Source organism: Vibrio sp. FF145 (assembly GCF_041439075.1).
Lineage (GTDB): Bacteria > Pseudomonadota > Gammaproteobacteria > Enterobacterales > Vibrionaceae > Vibrio > Vibrio tasmaniensis_A.
Map to the genome: position 1 here is coordinate 1 of NZ_JBGONH010000077.1, position 18,095 is coordinate 18,095.

The 18,095-nt window shown below is 43.1% G+C and carries 14 protein-coding genes and 4 pseudogenes; 15 read left to right on the forward strand and 3 right to left on the reverse strand.

What is annotated here, in order from left to right; genetic code table 11:
- The 7 genes and pseudogenes from ACED42_RS20265 to ACED42_RS20295 form a co-directional block, all read left to right on the forward strand.
- On the forward strand, positions 1 to 808 hold an 808-nt coding region (locus ACED42_RS20265), incomplete at its 5' end, for a type III secretion system needle length determinant (RefSeq protein ID WP_371703932.1).
- Positions 808 to 1,773, forward strand: a complete 966-nt coding sequence (gene sctQ / locus ACED42_RS20270; protein WP_029223742.1) for a type III secretion system cytoplasmic ring protein SctQ — start codon at positions 808 to 810, stop codon at positions 1,771 to 1,773. The genes ACED42_RS20265 and sctQ, both read left to right, overlap by 1 nt.
- Positions 1,770 to 2,420, forward strand: a complete 651-nt coding sequence (gene vscR, locus ACED42_RS20275) for a SctR family type III secretion system export apparatus subunit VscR (protein WP_017096440.1) — start codon at positions 1,770 to 1,772, stop codon at positions 2,418 to 2,420. Before sctQ ends, vscR begins: the two co-directional genes overlap by 4 nt.
- 13 nt (positions 2,421 to 2,433) lie before the next feature.
- Entirely contained in the window at positions 2,434 to 2,700 is a 267-nt protein-coding gene (sctS, locus tag ACED42_RS20280) for a type III secretion system export apparatus subunit SctS (protein WP_017096439.1), read from the forward strand.
- Positions 2,697 to 3,479: a type III secretion system export apparatus subunit SctT gene (sctT, locus tag ACED42_RS20285; RefSeq protein WP_029222875.1), complete on the forward strand. Its 783-nt coding sequence runs from the start codon at positions 2,697 to 2,699 to the stop codon at positions 3,477 to 3,479. The genes sctS and sctT overlap by 4 nt, the downstream gene beginning before the upstream one ends.
- 287 nt (positions 3,480 to 3,766) lie before the next feature.
- Positions 3,767 to 4,819, forward strand: a complete 1,053-nt coding sequence (sctU, locus tag ACED42_RS20290; protein ID WP_017096437.1) for a type III secretion system export apparatus subunit SctU — start codon at positions 3,767 to 3,769, stop codon at positions 4,817 to 4,819.
- Positions 4,820 to 4,933: 114 nt separating this feature from the next.
- Positions 4,934 to 5,333: pseudogene (locus tag ACED42_RS20295) on the forward strand (IS3 family transposase); the annotation flags it as partial.
- A 198-nt stretch (positions 5,334 to 5,531) separates the two neighbouring features.
- Here ACED42_RS20295 and ACED42_RS20300 read toward each other — a convergent pair.
- Positions 5,532 to 6,574, reverse strand: a pseudogene (locus ACED42_RS20300) (IS630 family transposase).
- A 157-nt stretch (positions 6,575 to 6,731) separates the two neighbouring features.
- Here ACED42_RS20300 and ACED42_RS20305 point away from each other — a divergent pair.
- Positions 6,732 to 7,103 carry a hypothetical protein gene (locus ACED42_RS20305; protein ID WP_017097360.1) on the forward strand — a complete coding sequence of 124 codons (372 nt, stop codon included), beginning with the start codon at positions 6,732 to 6,734 and terminating at the stop codon, positions 7,101 to 7,103.
- Positions 7,104 to 7,680: 577 nt separating this feature from the next.
- Here ACED42_RS20305 and ACED42_RS20310 read toward each other — a convergent pair.
- Positions 7,681 to 8,562: pseudogene (locus ACED42_RS20310) on the reverse strand (IS5 family transposase).
- A gap of 479 nt (positions 8,563 to 9,041) precedes the next feature.
- A pseudogene (locus tag ACED42_RS20315) lies at positions 9,042 to 9,176 on the reverse strand (L-threonine 3-dehydrogenase); the annotation flags it as partial.
- Between the two features lie 508 nt (positions 9,177 to 9,684).
- Between ACED42_RS20315 and ACED42_RS20320 the strand changes: the two are divergent.
- From ACED42_RS20320 to ACED42_RS20350, 7 genes are all read left to right on the forward strand, one after another.
- A protein-coding gene (locus ACED42_RS20320) for an IS3 family transposase (RefSeq protein ID WP_371703934.1) occupies positions 9,685 to 11,219 on the forward strand; the annotation gives its coding sequence in 2 pieces (ribosomal slippage) (positions 9,685 to 10,138 and positions 10,138 to 11,219; 1,536 coding nt in all).
- A gap of 364 nt (positions 11,220 to 11,583) precedes the next feature.
- Positions 11,584 to 12,687: an ABC transporter substrate-binding protein gene (locus tag ACED42_RS20325; protein ID WP_135381800.1), complete on the forward strand. Its 1,104-nt coding sequence runs from the start codon at positions 11,584 to 11,586 to the stop codon at positions 12,685 to 12,687.
- Positions 12,680 to 13,741, forward strand: coding sequence for an iron ABC transporter permease (locus ACED42_RS20330; protein WP_017061833.1), 1,062 nt, complete (start codon positions 12,680 to 12,682; stop codon positions 13,739 to 13,741). Before ACED42_RS20325 ends, ACED42_RS20330 begins: the two co-directional genes overlap by 8 nt.
- Positions 13,741 to 14,508, forward strand: a complete 768-nt coding sequence (locus tag ACED42_RS20335; RefSeq protein WP_050649305.1) for an ABC transporter ATP-binding protein — start codon at positions 13,741 to 13,743, stop codon at positions 14,506 to 14,508. The genes ACED42_RS20330 and ACED42_RS20335 overlap by 1 nt, the downstream gene beginning before the upstream one ends.
- Positions 14,509 to 14,526: 18 nt before the next feature.
- Complete coding sequence (locus ACED42_RS20340; protein ID WP_135381786.1) at positions 14,527 to 15,315, forward strand: nicotianamine synthase family protein; 789 nt, start codon at positions 14,527 to 14,529, stop codon at positions 15,313 to 15,315.
- Complete coding sequence (locus ACED42_RS20345) at positions 15,312 to 16,586, forward strand: opine metallophore biosynthesis dehydrogenase (protein ID WP_135381787.1); 1,275 nt, start codon at positions 15,312 to 15,314, stop codon at positions 16,584 to 16,586. Before ACED42_RS20340 ends, ACED42_RS20345 begins: the two co-directional genes overlap by 4 nt.
- Before the next feature lie 11 nt (positions 16,587 to 16,597).
- Complete coding sequence (locus ACED42_RS20350; protein WP_371703938.1) at positions 16,598 to 17,431, forward strand: DMT family transporter; 834 nt, start codon at positions 16,598 to 16,600, stop codon at positions 17,429 to 17,431.
- Positions 17,432 to 18,095 lie beyond the last annotated feature (664 nt).

Sequence of the window (18,095 nt, forward strand, 5' to 3'; positions counted from 1 at the left end):
TTCAACGGATTCAACGGATTCAACGGATTCAACGGTTTCAACGGTTTCAACGGTTTCAACGGATTCAACGGATTCAAGCGCATCTCTTGATGGCTTGTATCTCGATCCCAAAGACATTATTGACGGTTTCCCAAAAGGCTTGAATACTCAACCAGCGCCAATCCAGTTTGATGGTAAAGCCGCTACCTCTGTGCAAAACGTCTTGAATGGTCAGCGACTAAAGCCCGATACGACAGTAAAAGAAGCGGTAACCTTAAGTAACGCGCAGATTAACACAGAAGCGAAAGCTACGTTGTCCGCATTTGAAGAGAAGCTAAAACCCTTAAAGCGCATTGATTTACATCATTCAACCTCTGAAGTGGGCACCAAACTGCACTCGGCGGCGAATATAAACCAACCGACTACTCAAGGTGATGTGATCCTAAAGAGTATGGAAGCGCAAACACCTCGCAGCTCGGCAAGAAACGTGAACGATCTGATTAGTAAGTTGGTCGAAAAGATCTATGTTTCTCTCCCAACAGCGAACGAGAAGGAGGTCCGACTGTTTCTCAATGAAGGTCAATTGAAAGGTGGTGAGATCTCCATTAAGCACGACAGTTCTGGTTACAGCGTCTTAATTAAACAAGAGCATGCCCTTTCGCTAATCAACCCAAACGCTAAACAAGAATTGGTTGAGCGCTTACAACGCTTGGGGATTGAACAACCGATTCGAATCTCAATCAGCGAGCAAATGAACCAACAACAAGATCAACAACGTTCTCGACAACAACGCAGTATTTATGATGAATGGAAGCCTGAGGACGAATGATGATACTTAATTTCCCTAAAGTCGACGCATCAAGCATCTCGCTAAGCAATCAACTATGTGCGAAACAATGCCACTTTCAAGATAGCCTGAGCAACAGCCTGTCGGTTACGCTAGGGCCAAAACCTCAATTTACTGGCTATCGTTTGGCGTTATTCATTGGAGGGCAAACGATCAAAATAGATTTTTGTGGTGCGCAATTACAGTTGTGGTTACATGACATGCTTGACTCAACGGCTTTTGAATCACTACCAAACTCATTGCAATTGGCGTTACTCAATAGCCAGATTGAACCATACACCGATGTGATTAAACGTCTTTTTGGGCAGCTTCCTGTCTTAAGCAAGTTACAACCTCTTGAACAGCAAACTCAGCAAGAGAATGTATTGATGCTCACCATCAACCGTGATGACGCATCTCTTAGCCTCTGGGTGCATGAAGGTCGAGATGTGCTACTTGGCGCGTTGCCACAAGCACCATCTTACCTAAGTCAAAATATTGCACTACCATTCTGGTTGAGTTTTGGCAAAACACGTTTGGCAGTCAGCCAATTCGAGCAACTGGAATTGGGGGATGTGGTGTTTTTCGATGATTGCCACATCGCACAACATCAAGTGCTCTTTCAGATATCCAATCAAAACCTTTGGCGATGCCAACTCGACGAAACCATACTCCACATCCTAGATAAAGAAACCAATATGAACGATATCAATAGCTCTGAAGTACTTACCGACCACAAGCAACTGCCAATTGAACTCACTTTTGATGTTGGTCAGCAAACCATAACTTTAGAACAACTTAACGCGCTACAACCTGGCTTTACCTTTGAGCTTAACCAGCCAATTTCAAACCCGGTCACTATGCGAGCAAACGGAAGAATTATTGGTGAGTGTGAACTTGTGAGCATCAATGAACGCTTAGGTGTTCGCGTTCTCGAATTGTTTGGCGGTAGTCAGGAGCCAGCATGATCCAGTTACCTGATGAACTGAACCTAATCGTCACGCTCGCCCTACTTGCTTTGGTTCCTTTCATTGCAATGATGGCGACCTCTTTCGTAAAGCTTGCTGTGGTGTTCTCTCTATTGAGAAACGCACTGGGTGTACAACAAATACCACCCAATATGGCGCTGTACGGATTGGCGATAATTTTGTCGATCTTCATTATGGCACCAGTAGGATTTGAAACCTACGACTACGTTACACAACATGAAATATCCCTAGAAGATTCCGACAGTGTTGAAGGGCTGATTGAAAGCGGACTGCAGCCATATCGAGAGTTTTTGAAAAAACACATCCGTGAAACTGAAACGGTGTTTTTTACCGATGCTGCGAGAACCTTGTGGCCACAGAAGTACTTCGACCGCTTAGAGTCAGACAGCTTATTGTTGTTACTCCCCGCCTTCACGGTCAGTGAACTAACTAGGGCATTTGAGATTGGTTTCTTGTTGTATCTGCCCTTCATCGCTGTCGACCTAATCGTGTCCAACATCCTACTGGCAATGGGGATGATGATGGTATCGCCGATGACAATTTCGCTACCATTCAAACTACTGCTTTTTGTGTTACTTGACGGTTGGACCAAGCTAACTCATGGCTTAGTACTCAGCTACGGATAGTGAGGAGAGAAATATGAATCCGGCCGAAATAATCCACTTTGCCACTCAGGCTTTAACGCTTGTTCTATTCTTGTCGCTGCCACCGATTCTGGTTGCGGCGTTTGTTGGCACCTTAGTCTCACTCATCCAAGCACTGACTCAAGTTCAAGAACAAACGTTGGGATTTGTCGTTAAACTGATTGCCGTCATAATTACCTTGTTTGTTACCGCACAGTGGTTGGGCGCCGAGCTGCATTCGTTTGCAACATTGACCTTAGATAAAATCCCGCAAATACGATGAGTTACGATGATTTGCACCACGCACTGTTCCTGTACAGCTTAACGCTTCCTAGGTTAATGGCTTGTTTTATATTCCTGCCGATCTTAAACAAGCAAATGCTGGGTGGCACCATGGTGAGAAATGGAATCTTGTGTTCTCTTGCACTTTTTATATTTCCTATAATTAATCAACAAAATTTACCTGCAGAAACGGATGGAATCTGGTTAATGGTTATCTTGGGGAAAGAGGTGTTATTGGGTCTGCTCATTGGCTTTATTGCGGCGATCCCCTTTTGGGCAATCGAGGCGGCAGGCTTTCTCGTGGATAACCAGCGAGGCGCAGCCATGGCGAGCATGTTTAACCCCACCCTCGGTTCGCAATCGACGCCAACGGCAGTATTGTTGACTCAAACTCTGATCACTTTGTTCTTCTCGGGCGGTGGCTTTGTCACTTTTCTTTATGCGCTATTTTCCAGTTACTCGTCATGGCCTGTGATAGGTTTTTTTCCAACCATAACAGAAGGGTGGGCACGCTTTTTCTACGACCAATTTGAGCAATTAATGTGGCTTGGAGTTTTGATGTCTGCGCCTATAGTACTGGCGATGTTCCTTGCCGAGTTTGGGCTTGCGCTCATCAGCCGATTCGCACCACAACTCAACGTTTTCTTCTTGGCAATGCCGATCAAAAGTGCCATCGCCAGTGTGTTATTGATTGTGTATCTGGCTCTGATGATGAACCACTTTCAAGCACTTTTCTCTGAAATCGCACTGTTCTCAGAGCAGCTAAACACTATTTGGTAATCGCTAGAGTCTGCTTATCTCTCGAACTTATTTTTGCAGCGACTTGTAGATTGTTCTTGCAAAAATAGATGCTTTGAAATGTGGTAACTCTATTCGATAAACCTATAATGCAGTGGAAAGAAACCACAAACGCCGTCCAAAGAGTTCAGCTAAAACGTTTTACTCTTTGTTGAGAGGGATTTACTTAGAACGATTCGGCGAAAAGGAATTAGCCGTCCGCCTCTCACCTGATTAAAACGCTTTATCTCGAACAAAATTCAACCAAAATAAATAAACAGGTCCTAATAATGAGCGGAGAAAAAACTGAACTCCCCACCCCAAAAAAACTCAGGGATGCCCGCCAAAAAGGGCAAGTTGCAAAAAGTCAGGAAATCATTTCATCTTCATTGATTCTGTCTTTGATTGTCGTGTTGTTTGCATTCGCCGATTACTATATGTCGCACATATCTGCCCTAATTTTACTGCCAAGCAAATTGGCATATCAGGGCTTTCAAGATGCACTACTCGACGTAGCTATCGCCATCGCCAAAGAAATGGTTTATCTGCTTGCGCCGATCCTCTTGATTGCAACCTTAGTCGCCATCATGGCTAACATGGGACAGTTCGGCTTTCTATTTAGTGGCGAGTCTGTCAAACCGGACATCAAGAAGATCAATCCAGTCGAAGGGGCAAAGCGAATTTTTTCGTTAAAGAGTATCATTGAGTTTATTAAGTCCATTCTCAAAGTTTCGTTACTTTCATGCATTATTTGGATAACGCTGAAAGGTAACTTAAACACGTTACTGCAGATACCTACCTGTGGGTTAGAGTGTGTACCGATCATCACTGGCGTATTAATCAAACAATTGATGATTATCTCTGCGGTAGGCTTTATTGTGATTGCCGCAGCCGATTTTTCTTACCAAAAGTTCGACCACACTAAACAGTTAAAGATGACCAAAGATGAAGTGAAACGTGAATACAAAGAGATGGAAGGCAGCCCTGAAATAAAAAGTCAACGTCGTCAACTGCACCAAGAAATGCAAACTTCTAACCAAAGAGATAACGTTAAACGCTCGAATGTGCTGGTTACAAACCCAACACACATTGCCATCGGTTTGTACTATAAAAAGGGCGAAACACCTCTGCCTGTGATTACCCTAAAAGAGACTGATGCGATGGCAAAGCGTATGATTGCGATTGCCAAAGAAGAAGGGGTTCCGGTGATGCAGAAAGTACCGCTCGCACGTGCGTTATATGCGGATGGGCAGTTAGACCAATACATTCCTGGCGATCTTATTGAAGCCACCGCAGAGATCCTGCGCTGGGTTGCGTCTCTGGAGCAATCTGAAGAGCAATAAGCGAGAAAACTATGTGGTTCAAGGTAAATATCGCTAGTACTCGACTCACTCAACTTGAAGATACAATTTTTAAGACATGAAAATGATCCATTTCTCCGTAAGCTATTGGTTGTGCATTACACCAGGCTCAATCGTAGAGCAAAGAAAGTAGAGGTCTCATTTAAGCCAAAAACGAGAAAAGCAATACAGCACCTAGCCATTGATGCGACTGGCCAATGGTTGATGGCGAAGGTGAATGGAAAGTCAAAAACGCAAGACAGATGGCAAGCGGAGAGTTTGTCGATATCGTATAACTCAAAGCATGAGCCGTCGTGGTAATTGTTGGAACGCCTGTTTTGAAAGCTTTTTCCACTCAATGAAAGTAGAAGCTGTCCAAGACGAGCCGATAATGATGCGAGAAGAGATGCTTCAAGCACTCTTTGAATACATCGAAGTTGTTTATAATCGAACAAGAAGGCACAGGGCTCTTGGGTATCTAAGCCCAATTAACTTTGAAAAACAATATGTCGCTTAATACCTTCTCCAGTCTAACTGGAGCAGATCATTAGGGCGAATGTCAAAGCTATAAACAAAGTCATAGGACTAGGTATGCCTGTTAGAAGCTAACTATTAGTCAAATATGGCGTCGTTGAACCTCAAGCTGATTTGATCAACAACGCCTACAAGAACAGATTCACACGATTGAACATAATGATAGTGGCTATATACCCAATCAACTTGAAGATGCAGGCTTGAGAACTTGAATTTATCATTAATTCGAGATGTCAAAGAGCCTGCGATCTCTGGAAGAGTCACAGTAAAAAATTGACCTATTGCCGCCTTGAAGTCCCGTTTGCTTTTGAAGTAAACATTGTTCCTCGACTTCTCATTCATTACTTTCCATAGCCGCTCTATTGGGTTTAGGTTTGGGCTATAAGGTGGAAGATAATGCAGTTCGATATTTAGGACAAACGCCGCATCTTTGACTAAGTCACTGCGGTGATATCCTGCACCATCTAAGATGATATGAAGCTTATGGGCTAACAGATAGCTCTCTCTTAACTTACAGAAAAAGCGAACAATACTTTCACTGTTAATGCTTTCGTAATCGTGAACAATGGTGGCACCAATATCCGACAGGTTCAGTGCACCAATAATGTTCAATCTGCTGCGATCACCCGTTGTTTCAATCACTTTATCCTGACCAGTACGTATCCAGCCATGAGATATTTTGGTTGATAAGGTTGGGTGAACAGCGTCGATAAAAACTATCGTTTCACCCTTACCACAGCTTGCCTTTAGTGATTTATAACCATCTATGAAGGCTTGTTGTTTTGCTTCATCAAACTTGTGTGGAACGCCTTTCGGCTGCTTGTAGCTAAAGCCATTGTGGTGAAGCCATTTGTTCATACCTGAAACCGTATAATCAAGTCCAAATGTCTCTTTAACATAGGCGACAATTTGATGAGTATGAGAATAGGTTTTCTCAGTCAAATGCTCGATTAGGTGCATGGTTTGAGTAGCAGAAAGTTTACTTTGGCTTCCGCCATTTTCAGGCTTAAGTTTTTCAGAAAGAACGTAGTCACTGAGGTGACGTGCAACGGTCGATTCATTAATACGAAGGGCTTGTGAAATCATAGTCTGACTCCAGTCTTCAGAAGCTAGCAAAACAGCCTTAATACGGTCGCAAACTCGACTGTCACGTTCATTGTCGTGCATTTGTCCGAGTTGTAGTTTCTGTTGAGGAGTCAGTGCAATTTTCATGGCTCGTAGCATGATCCTGATTCTAAAGAAAATCAAGCATCTTCAATGATCACGGGTATAAATACCAATCAAATTTGCTCTAATTATTCATTTTTTGAATTGATATTAAATCTGAATTGGGTTTCTATATATGCGATTTAACGTAATTATAAATATAATGGAGATATAAATGAAAAAAATCATTGCAGTAATACTTCTAGGAGTAACATGTTCTGTCTTAGCTAAAGAAGTGCCGGTTAATTCACCAGAAGTAGATTTGTTGCTTAGCAATAATACTATTCATGGTGTTCATTACGGGAAAAAAACAGTTCAATATTTTTCCGATTCAGGCACAACGTGGTGGATGAGTAGTGGTGATGTAAAACCCAGCGAAGGCACATGGCGCATTAAAAATAATAAATATTGTTCAAACTTTGGTAGTGGGGAAAGCTGCTACGAGGTTGTCCATGATAACTCACAAGATATCTATTACTTTTTAAAAGGCGATTTCCGAGCTCCGTTTATCCCTCGTGAGGGATACACGTTTAGCTCGGTAGACTAGTTGTTTCATTTATTTAACGTAACGGCACTTAGTGTGGCCCAAATTTAGACACAAGAACAGCTCCCTATTAGGAGCTGTTCTGCGTTACGGAGTCACGCAATTGAACATAGGAATAATGAACACCAATAATTTTTTTTAGTGAGTTTTTTAAAACGTATGTCTTTTTACGGATAACCTTGTTTTTCTTAGATTCATCACTACATCAAATATGAACAATATTGCTGTTAAACTAGTTTAAAGGTTTTGTATGGCTATCTATGTAGCGCCTGGTAATAAAGTCGGGCGAGATGGGGCTCTTTTCAAGAGTGTAAAATTAATACAACAAATCATACGGTTGTAGTAAAATATGGTCGGTATTGTACTATCCGTGATCATGAAATAGCGCCTCCAACAAGTACTGCAGCGCGACATTGGTTGCAGATTTATAGAACACCAGATAATACGGAGTAATGTCCGTAACATTATCGTAGAAAGGTAGCTTAGCGGCCTTTCTGCATTTGTAAGTATTAGGTAGCCTCCTTGCGGCTTTGTTGCGTAATTAAATTTAGAGATAGAGCTACCCCGTTTCGCGTATTTCTTAGTCAATACGACAAGTTTCAGGCACACCTAACCCAGTAAGCTTGTTCAACGCTTTTATCATCGCGTAAGTTTCACCCACCTGGGCATTGTAATTTCTTAAGCTCAATCGTCCTCCTAGCAACTGTTTAACTCAATACATCGCTGTTTCTGACAATGAACGTTTGTGGTATCCATACCGCTCTTTCCAATACTTATTTGAGCCGTATAACTTCTGGCAACCCACGGTGAGATTTCGAGGGTGACCACACTCCCAGAAGGCTGCCCCTTCTCTTGGGGGAACAAGCGCAATGGCTCCCTTAATCTTAATAGCAGCGTGACACGCTCTTGTGTCATAAGCGTCATCACCTGACACCTCAAGGAGACTTCGGCGTGTTTGTTTCAGTAAGTTCGGGAGGACTTCTCCATCTGTAACCATCGATAAACTTAGCTCGGCGGCAATGATCTCATAAGTGCTTGTATCGACGGCAATATGAAGCTTTCACCAGACCCTACGCTTGCCATCCGTCCCGTGTTTTTTGACCATCCATTCACCTTCGCCATAAACCTTAAGGCCAGTACCATCAATGGCTAGGTGTTGTATCGCTCCTCTCGTTTTAGTCTTAAATGAGACCTCAACTTGCTTGGCTCTACGACTGATGCAGGTGTAATGCGGACAACTTAACGGAACATGGGCTAACCTAAATATCGAGTCGATAAATCCTCGCAGCGCTGTCGTGATAGCTAAACCACTGAACCGACGTGGCCTCCCGCGCTTATTCTGTTCGCTTTGCGCCCAACCGCTTATTGCCTCTTCATCAATCTAAAAAGTCAGAGAGCCACGGTTAATGAGTGATTGGTTGTATTGCTTCCAGTTGGTTGTTTTATAAAAAGGTTTAGGAATAGGGCTACGAGAGAGTGGACGTAGCTGATCAGATCGTAGGTTCTGGATTTAGTTCCACTGAATTACGCAACAAAGCCCCTCAATCCATTAGAGAATTAATGGCGACAAAGTGGCGGTAGACACTGTAAACGACCGTTATTTAGCTGTTTTATTCGTAAAAAAGGCGACAATTTTCACTGTCGCCTTTTGCTATTTAGAGCCTAATTTTTCTATTCCCAATCAAGGAAAACCTTGCCAGAAAGCCCCCTACGTATAGCATCGAAGCCAGCTTGGAAATCATCAATTTTAAAGTGATGAGGTAATGATTGGTGATAGGTCTAACCCTGATTGAATCAAACTTGCCACTATATGCGAAATAAAAAATAACCAATAAATATCAATTAGTTAAATTATTTATAAATTAAATATGGCTACAGAGTGGCGATAAAAAAGGCAACAGTTTTACCTGTTGCCTTCTAACATTCAAAACTGGTAGTAACCTACTCCCAGTCTAAAATTACTTTACCTGACATACCAGAGCGCATCATGTCGAAGCCTTTCTGGAAGTCGTCCACTTTGTAGTGGTGAGTGATAATTGGTGTTAGATCTAGGCCAGATTGAATCAAAGAAGCCATTATATCCAACGAGAATACAAGCATCTCAAAAACAATCATTTACAAAAAAATAACATTACTTATGGCGACAGAATGGCGACAGATTTTTCTCTTTAGATTGTTTTAAAATTTCTAAGCCGATAGGAAGTCATAGTTGCTGACTGTTTTTATTAATGCCTTGAACTCAGAGTCAGAAAGCCCTGGTAATCACCTATTTCTACTTTTGGCACGAATTAGAGATTGTAAACGTTAGCGTCAATGACCAGTCGAGCCAAATTTGTTTAACTAAAAAGATGAACTGCAATCGATCTTAGACCTTTCAAAAAACGCAGGCCCAGATCCCGAAAGCAATCGCTAATCCATGACACCTCGCTCTTTCCGTCTCTTAAAAAAGAGAGGCGCCTCTTTACTTACATCAAGGAGGCGCACTTTTTTATTAATAAAAACAACAATTAGAGCGATAAGTCCCCCTCTGGCAGGATAGTTGTCACTGTTAAAATTTAACCAGTTTGGGCGATAAAGAGTAATTGTGTCTCGTATCTCAGTAGAAAGAAAAGAAGCTATATTGAAGAAGCTGTTGCCTCCCTATTCGATGTCAGTTAAAGAAGTGTCGGAAGAGGAAGGAATTAGCACTGCGACCCTTTATCATTGGCGCCAGCAACTCAGACGTTCAGGAGCCGCCGTGCCAAATAGCAACACTTCATCAGAGCAGTGGTCTGCTCAAACTAAACTCGCCATTGTTGCCGAGACTTACTCGATGACCGAAAGTGAACTCAGCCAATATTGTCGTGAAAAAGGTCTTTTCCCTGAACAAATCCAAAGTTGGCGCAGCGAATGTATGCAAGGGTTTAAGTCGAGTAAAGAGCAGGAAGCTGAAGCAAAGAAGCAGGCTAAAGCTGACAAACTTGAAATCAAAGAGTTGAAGAAAGATTTACGACTCAAAGAAAAAGCACTCGCTGAAACGGCCGCCCTCTTGGTACTAAGAAAAAAGCTGAGAGCCTTTTACGGGGAAGAGCCAGAGGACGACTAACCTCAACCGATGAAAGGCAGACCATAGTGACTCTTATCCTTGAAGCGAAGCAATGCGGATGCCGTTTAGAGCCAGCTTGCCATGAAGTTCAAATCGACTTGAGAACGTATCGTCGCTGGTATCAGCAAGGTGAAGTTCAAGCTGACAAAAGGCCGATATGCATCAGGCCAGAGCCTGCTAACAAGCTCTCTCAGCAAGAGCGTGATGCGATTATCGAGGTGTGTAACCGCTCTGAGTTCGCAAGCTTACCTCCGACTCAAATCGTCCCGACACTGCTTGACCGAGGTGAGTATATCGCCTCTGAATCGAGTTACTATCGGGTGCTGAGTGCACAGGGACAACTCCACAGACGAGGTCGTCAAAGAAGTAGGCAGAAGCAAGCGAAGCCATCAAGTTACACAGCGACAGATTCGAACCAAGTCTATACATGGGATATCACTTACTTACCTTCAAAAGTTCGAGGCCAACACTATTACCTGTATGTCATCGAGGACATCTACAGTCGAAAAATCGCTGGTTATGAAGTGTATGAGCGTGAATGCGGTGAGCTGGCGTCACAACTTCTGCAACGAACGTTGATGCGAGAGCAATGCTTCAATCAAGCGCTGGTTCTTCACTCAGATAATGGTGCACCGATGAAGTCGCTGACGTTTAAAGCAAAAATGGAAGAGTTAGGTATTACCTCATCGTATAGCCGCCCAAGAGTCAGCGATGATAACCCGTATGTCGAATCATTGTTCCGCACGGTAAAGTACATGCCAAGCTGGCCAACAAAGGGCTTTGAAAGTATCAACAGTAGTCGAAGTTGGGTTGAAGCCTTCGTACGCTGGTACAACACCGAGCATAAGCACAGTAAGCTAAATTACGTCACGCCTTCAGAGCGTCACAATGGAAAAGATAAAGAGATCTTGAAGCGCCGAGCAAAGGTATTACTCGCAGCAAAAGAGCTAAACCCTGAACGCTGGCCAGGTGATATCAGAAACTGTGAACCTGTTGGTGACATTCACCTAAATCCAGAAAGAGAAGCTGCTTAGTAAACAAGCGAATGATGACAACTACCTTGAAAAACGCCGAAGTTGCTCAACAATACGTACTTAGCATAGAAGGATGGTAGGCACGTAAACAAAAATATGTTTAGTTCTTAAGCGTAAGTGGGTGGAAATTAACTCAAGGCCCCCTCTTCAAGAGATAAGAGCAATGACAATCCGTCGCCTCAAACATTTCTTTTCCAACCAATTGAAAATAAAAAGAAATTTTAAACCTCCACCTATCAAATTAATAATTAATAATTAAATTACTAATTAAATTCGCTTTCGACCCTCCCATTTAATATATGTTATAACATAACAATAAAGTTAACTTGGAGAGGAATGAGTGAAAGGACAAAAAGGACATTGTTTGCAAGTACTTGGTCTGGTGGCATTGTTTTTAGGCTACGTCGCAAGTACTTTTGCTGACATTCAATTCAGGGATGTACTCGGCAGGGATGTACATTTAGAAAAACCAGCAGAAAGCATCTTTTTAGGTTTTTATTTCGAAGACTATCTTGCAATCGTGGGCCCAGATGCCTACAAAAAAGTGGTTATTTTCCCTCGAAATTCTTGGAAAGATTACCGACAATCTCAATGGACCACCTATAAAAAAATCATTCCTGAGCTAGAAACTATTATTGACTCCGGTTCTATTTACACAGGTACTTTTGATTTCGAGAGGCTCTTGTTAACTAAGCCTGATGTTGCACTTATTGCGGCGTGGCAATATGAATCTCTTGCTGAAAAAGTTGAAATCCTTGAAACAAGTGGCATCAAAGTAGTCGTTGTGGATTTCAATGCTCAAACGCTTGAAAAACACGTCACTAGCGCACGTGTTATTGGTAAAGTCATGGGCACAGAAAAGCGGGCAGAAACGATTGCAACTGAATACGCAAATGCAGTAAACACGGTAAAACAACGTGTTACTAAACACTTGGAAAACCACGAAACACGCCGTGTGTATGTTGAAGCAGGCACAGGTGGACCAAACGAATACGGTAAATCTTACTCGACCACAATGTGGGGCAACCTTTTGACCATGGCGGGTGCCGACAACATTGCCAATGGTATGTTTAAAGGCTCTGCCCACCTAACTCCCGAATATGTGTTAAGCCAAGACCCAGAGGTCATATTTATATCAGGTGCCCACTGGGCGAAGCATAGCGACAGCGCACTCCTTGGCTTCGACAGCACCATGGAAGAAGTGCAGACTAGATACCGCCCATACCTAAGCCGCGCTGGTTGGAAACAACTGACTGCTGTTCAAAATGGTGACGTTTATGGCGTCTACCATTCAGGAACTCGTACTATTTACGACCACATCTTCTTGTTGTATCTAGCGAAATCGATTTACCCGGAAGCATTTAAAGACATTGATCCTAAGAAATTGCACCAAATTTTTTTTAAGAACTACATGCCGCAAGAGCTCAGAGGGACTTTCATGATTCAGGTGGGATCAAGCCATGAATGAAAGCATTAGAATGTCGCCTGACCTTAATTCCAGCCGCGGGATTTATCAACGATTGCAGAAGCAGCGGCTCAAGATTGTGTTGGCAACCTTTCTGGCGATGAGCCTTTCCGCATTATTCGATATCGGTACTGGCTCATCGTCGCTAAGTATTGAACAAGTTCTTAAGGCACTCCTAGGTGGCCCCTCTGGTGATAGCTTATCATCACTCATTATCTGGCAACTTCGATTACCCGCCACTCTCACCTGTATAATGGTTGGTGCCTCACTCGGGTTAGCCGGCGGTTTGATGCAAACCCTGTTAGCCAACCCACTAGCAAGCCCCTATACCCTTGGCATCTCTGCCGCTGCTGGGTTCGGTGCAGCCATAGCTTTCTTAAGCGGTTTTTCGGTCTTTGGTTTGCATTGGTTAGGCGTGCCGTTCGCGGCATTTTTAACGTCTGGATTCGCGAGTCTGGCGATCTACATAATTGGTCGGAACCGAAATATGGACGCCAAAGTACTCATTTTAGCCGGTATAGTCGTTCTGTTCTTTTTCCAGGCTCTACAGTCATTAATTCAATATTTGGCGTCACCAGAAGTCCTTCAACAAATTGTTTTTTGGCTGTTTGGCAGTCTGCAGAAAGCGAGTTGGTTATCCTTCTTTGTTTCAGGAACCGTTTTCATGTTCGGTTTGTTCTTCGCGTTGTCTCAGGTTTGGGCACTCACTGCCCTCACTTCTGGCGAAGAGCGCGCACTCGCCTTGGGGATCAAGACCAGCAAATTAAGGTTACAGATGTTTCTGCTTTGTTCATTGTTGACAGCAGGAGCGGTGTCATTTGTCGGAACCATTGGTTTCATTGGCCTGGTAGCTCCTCATCTAGCAAGAATATTAGTCGGCGAAGATCAGCGTTTCTACTTACCTTTGGCCGCAATAATGGGAGCGTTACTTTTATGTACCTCGTCCCTTATTGCTAAAGTGATTGTCCCAGGCGCTATCATTCCAATTGGTATTGTCACCTCCTTGGTAGGCGTCCCGATTCTTCTTTATTTTCTAATGAGCCGGAGGTTTATCTGATGAAGTCGCTTTCAATAGAAAATCTTTCCGTAACGGTTGGGGAAAAGCTCGTTTTAAAGAAGGTAGAAGCGCATTTTTGTGGCGGAGAATTTTCCGCCATTCTAGGTCCAAATGGCGCAGGAAAGACGACATTACTCAAGGCTGTCACGGGCATCCTCCCTTCTGTTGGGAAAATTACTTCAAGTGAAGGAAATGGACAAAGGTTACCCCCCAAATCCTTCTCATACCTGTGTCAACTCAACAAATCGGCCTGTCAATTAACTGTTCTTGAGTTTGTGTTGCTTGGCTTGGTGCATCAGCTGAGTTGGAACATCACATTTGAACAAGAACAAAAAGCAGAAGCCATCCTTATTTATTTAGGTCTGATAAATATCGCCCCAAGACAGTTTTCTCAGCTCAGTGGCGGTCAGCAACAACTGGTTTCATTGGCACAAGCTCTGGTCGCTGAACCCGATATTTTACTTTTAGATGAACCAACAAGTGCCCTAGATCTCAAGCACCAAGTTCAGATTTTAGACCTTGTTCGTCAATATACCCGAGCGAAAAACATCATCACCATTGCTGTACTGCACGATATCTCTCTTGCCGCTCGTTACTGCGACCGTCTTCTTTTACTGAGTGACGGCATCATTCAACACCACGGTAGACCAGAAGACGTGCTCGACTCTGAAAGGCTTAGCCAAATATATCAGGTTCATGTGGACGTAGGTTGTTGCGTACATGGGCATACCCACGTCACCCCAGTTCGTATTATTGAAACTGATTAAGCACAATGGGAACTTATTATGACAATGACTAACAAGCACTATCAATTATTAATTGCTGTCTATACGTTTGAATCTCAAATTCAAGCTTTGACGCATTACAGTCTAGAAAATTGTAATTGTTTTACCCTTTTACAGGAAAAATTGGATGAGTTATCTTCTTGGATTTTGCAGGAAAACCCTCAGGCCATTAGCAAAGAGTTGGGGGATACCCCTGAGCATGATCGTCTAATTAAGCAACTTCGTGAAACGACCGTAAAAGCCCTGTGTATGTTGGAAAAGCATCAATCTCAATGTGCCAAAGAACACCCACTTAACCTCAGTGAATATTTATACCAACTTTCTGAAAACACAAAGATTGAACTCAAGAGCGCAGAGATAAAAAGCAACTCAAGAGTGCTGTTTATCGGCTCTGGTTCATATCCGATTTCTGCGGTCACTATCTCTCAGTTTACGGGTGCTGCAGTTCATGGCATCGATATTGATGAGCAGGCAGTGACGATGGCGAACCAGCTAGACTTCTCCCACTTGTCTACTACTTTTAGCTGCAAAGATCTCATTACAGAATTTGTCGCTTTCCGACCGACCCATATCATAATCGCCTCTTTAGTCGAGCATAAATGGGAAGTACTTAAGCAACTTAAACCTCACCTACACCGTTCTCACCGGATCTTGGTCAGGTTTGGCAACGGTTTGAGATCCGCCTTTAATTACCCTTTCAACCCTCACCTAATAGACGGATGGGACACCAAACTACTCCTCAATGATTCCGCGATCTATGAAACTGTCTTGATGGAGCGAACAAAGTGACTATTTCATTAGGAAAAGTGTTGATCGTAGGCACAGGCCCCGCCGCATTTCAGACAGCAAAGATCATAAAAAACCAGTGCGAACAACTAGGGTTAGTAAACCGCTCATCCGAGCGTTGGCGACCCATGTTCGAAAGTTTACACAACGAAAGTGTTGCGCATGTTCTTGCTGCAAAACCCTCTTTGGAACTACTGGCCGGACAAGTAACATTTAATGCGGTTTTTGAAGATTTACGAGCAATAGACGGACAATGGGAAACGTTGGTTCTGGCCACGCCATCTCATGCGTATTCTGATGTTCTGTTGGCTTTACCCAAATCTTATTTGAGTGCCGTCAAAACCGTGGTTCTCATTTCATCCTTATTTGGTGGCCACCAGCTTGTGAAGGGATTTTTTGCAGAGCTGAATTTAACCCCCAATGTACTGGTGTTTTCCAATTACTTTGCGGCCACTAAATTCACCACAGGCCAAGCTGGGGTTCATGTCATGACCAAAGCCGTAAAAAAACGGATTTATGCTTACTCCAGTCAAACTAAATGTGCTGTCCTGAGTCTGCTGACTCAAACTTTAGCGGAGGTCGGTGTTGATGTTGTTGAGTTGGAAAATGGATTCAGCGTCGAGGGAAGAAACATTACCTCTTTCGTTCATCCCGCATTTTTCCTTACACCTTTCTCGCTCAATCACATATTGAGTGACACGAGAGAAGTGAAATACATGTACAAACTTTTCCCTGAGGGGCCGATTACTACCGAAACCATTCACACCTTGGTTGAGCTATGGCGTGATATATCAAGATTAATAATTCACTTTCAGGGAACCCCATTCAACTTGTTACAATTCCTCAATGATGACAACTACCCTGTGCAGCCGGAAACGATCCGTCGTAGTCAAATTGAAGAGTTCATGTCACTCACACCGATAGAGCAGGAATATTTGGTTTACGTACGATACAGCGCGATCCTGATAGACCCTTTTTCTAAGCCAGATGCAAATGGATACTACTTCAACTTCTCTGCTGTGCCCTATGCCAAAGGCAAGGTGAATGAAGGCAAGTTGTTTTTACCTCGGATCCCCAAAGAAGATTTACAGACTCTTTACTGGCTTAAAGTATTAGGCAGAGAGTATGGAATTACCTTACCGAGCATCAACCGTGTGCTAAGCACCTTCGAATCTTGGTTAAGTCGGTCTCAACTCCCTAACCTTTTGATTAAAGAATGTCACACTCAAGCGCTCAAGTACCTCATTTGGGTACGTCGGGCAAACGATCTTTAGAGAGAGCCATAATGAACAACGGTGTGGCGTTAACTATATTTTCTGCTTTTATTTTTAGTGTCATGAACGCACTTATTAAAGCGGCCAGCTTGACGATTCCAAGTTCTGAAATTGTCTTTTTTCGAAGCCTAATAGGAACCGTTCTGATTTTATGTTTAATGTGGCAAGCGAATATAAGGTTTTCCAAAACGGGGATCCCATTGCTTGTACTTCGCGGTCTGTTCGGAGCCTTTTATCTGCTTGCTTTCGTGTACGCCATTGCCCATATACCTCTAGCGGATGCCGTCATTTTGGCTTACCTATCCCCGTTCTTCGTTATATTGCTTTCCAGCCTGGTCCTGGGCGAAACACTCCCTAGAAAAGCGGCGTTGCTTTTGCCTCTAGTTTTAATCGGAGTGGCCATAATTGTTAATCCATTTAACTACGACACGTTTAACCTTTATGCACTTGCGGGGGTGGCGAGTGCCTTTTTTGCAGCGGCTGCCTCTATCACTATTCGCCACCTAAGCAAAAAGCACCATATTTACGAGATTGTCTTCTACTTTCTTTTCACTGCTATGCTGATATCCAGTTACTGGATGAAAGATGAATTTGTAGTCCCACAGGGCATTACTTGGATTTATCTGATTGCCATTGGTATTGTCTCACTGATTGGGCAAGTTTTCCTGACAAAGGCATTCAGTCATGAAAACGCTGCAGTGGTAGCAGTCACCCGCTATATTGGTCTGGTCTTCAATTTACTTTGGGGGGTGATTTTTTGGCATGAAATTCCAGGCTGGATGACGACATTAGGCAGCCTCACTATTATAGCCGCCTGTATCTCCCTTTCTTTAAAGAAACAATAGAGCACTTAACTGATCAGAATCTTGTATATAAAAGTAAAGACAGCTAACGGATTCAAGCACCACCTCAATATGGGAAGTAGTAAACTGGTGCTCTAACATCATGTGCTCAAAAACTTGAAAATAAGCCCCAACGACCGCCCACTGTCCTTTCCCGAAACCCCTCGATAAGAATTTACCATCTAAATTATAGAGTTCAACGGTTGCAATAAGCTTATCTTCCGTTGTATGCAGGGAAGACAGAATGTGATTTAAAGACAGGTCATTTGAACCGTTAATCCCTGAACGCTTTTAACTCCTCTTCCGCATGCCTCTCAAGATATGAATGCAGGAGAACCGCTTTGTAGTTAGACCGACGGGGCTGTAAGGAGTAATGTTCTAATGGGCTTGGTTGGGATTCATGTAGTGCGAAAAACAAGGAATCATCCTGAATTCATTTGGACCACATTTGAACACAAGGAAAACGCTCCTGATTGTGCTGATGTTCCTAACCTATCAAATTTTGAAAAATCAGGTAAATGGACATTTTTCCACCCAATGTCCTTTCAGAAAGTAAATACTTACTTCCCTGGTAAACCGACTCAAGTCTGTAGAGAAACACCCTATGGGGTTTAATGCCGTTCACTTAAGAGTGAACGGCATTTTTGTTCTTAGCATACCGTTGTGG

Bases quoted from the DNA above. Each gene is read 5' to 3' on its own strand.
- sctQ (WP_029223742.1), top strand. From the start codon at position 808: ATGATACTTAATTTCCCTAAAGTCGACGCATCAAGCATCTCGCTAAGC.
- vscR (WP_017096440.1), top strand. From the start codon at position 1,770: ATGATCCAGTTACCTGATGAACTGAACCTAATCGTCACGCTCGCCCTA.
- sctS (WP_017096439.1), top strand. From the start codon at position 2,434: ATGAATCCGGCCGAAATAATCCACTTTGCCACTCAGGCTTTAACGCTT.
- sctT (WP_029222875.1), top strand. From the start codon at position 2,697: ATGAGTTACGATGATTTGCACCACGCACTGTTCCTGTACAGCTTAACG.
- sctU (WP_017096437.1), top strand. From the start codon at position 3,767: ATGAGCGGAGAAAAAACTGAACTCCCCACCCCAAAAAAACTCAGGGAT.
- ACED42_RS20305 (WP_017097360.1), top strand. From the start codon at position 6,732: ATGAAAAAAATCATTGCAGTAATACTTCTAGGAGTAACATGTTCTGTC.
- ACED42_RS20330 (WP_017061833.1), top strand. From the start codon at position 12,680: ATGAATGAAAGCATTAGAATGTCGCCTGACCTTAATTCCAGCCGCGGG.
- ACED42_RS20335 (WP_050649305.1), top strand. From the start codon at position 13,741: ATGAAGTCGCTTTCAATAGAAAATCTTTCCGTAACGGTTGGGGAAAAG.
- ACED42_RS20340 (WP_135381786.1), top strand. From the start codon at position 14,527: ATGACAATGACTAACAAGCACTATCAATTATTAATTGCTGTCTATACG.
- ACED42_RS20350 (WP_371703938.1), top strand. From the start codon at position 16,598: ATGAACAACGGTGTGGCGTTAACTATATTTTCTGCTTTTATTTTTAGT.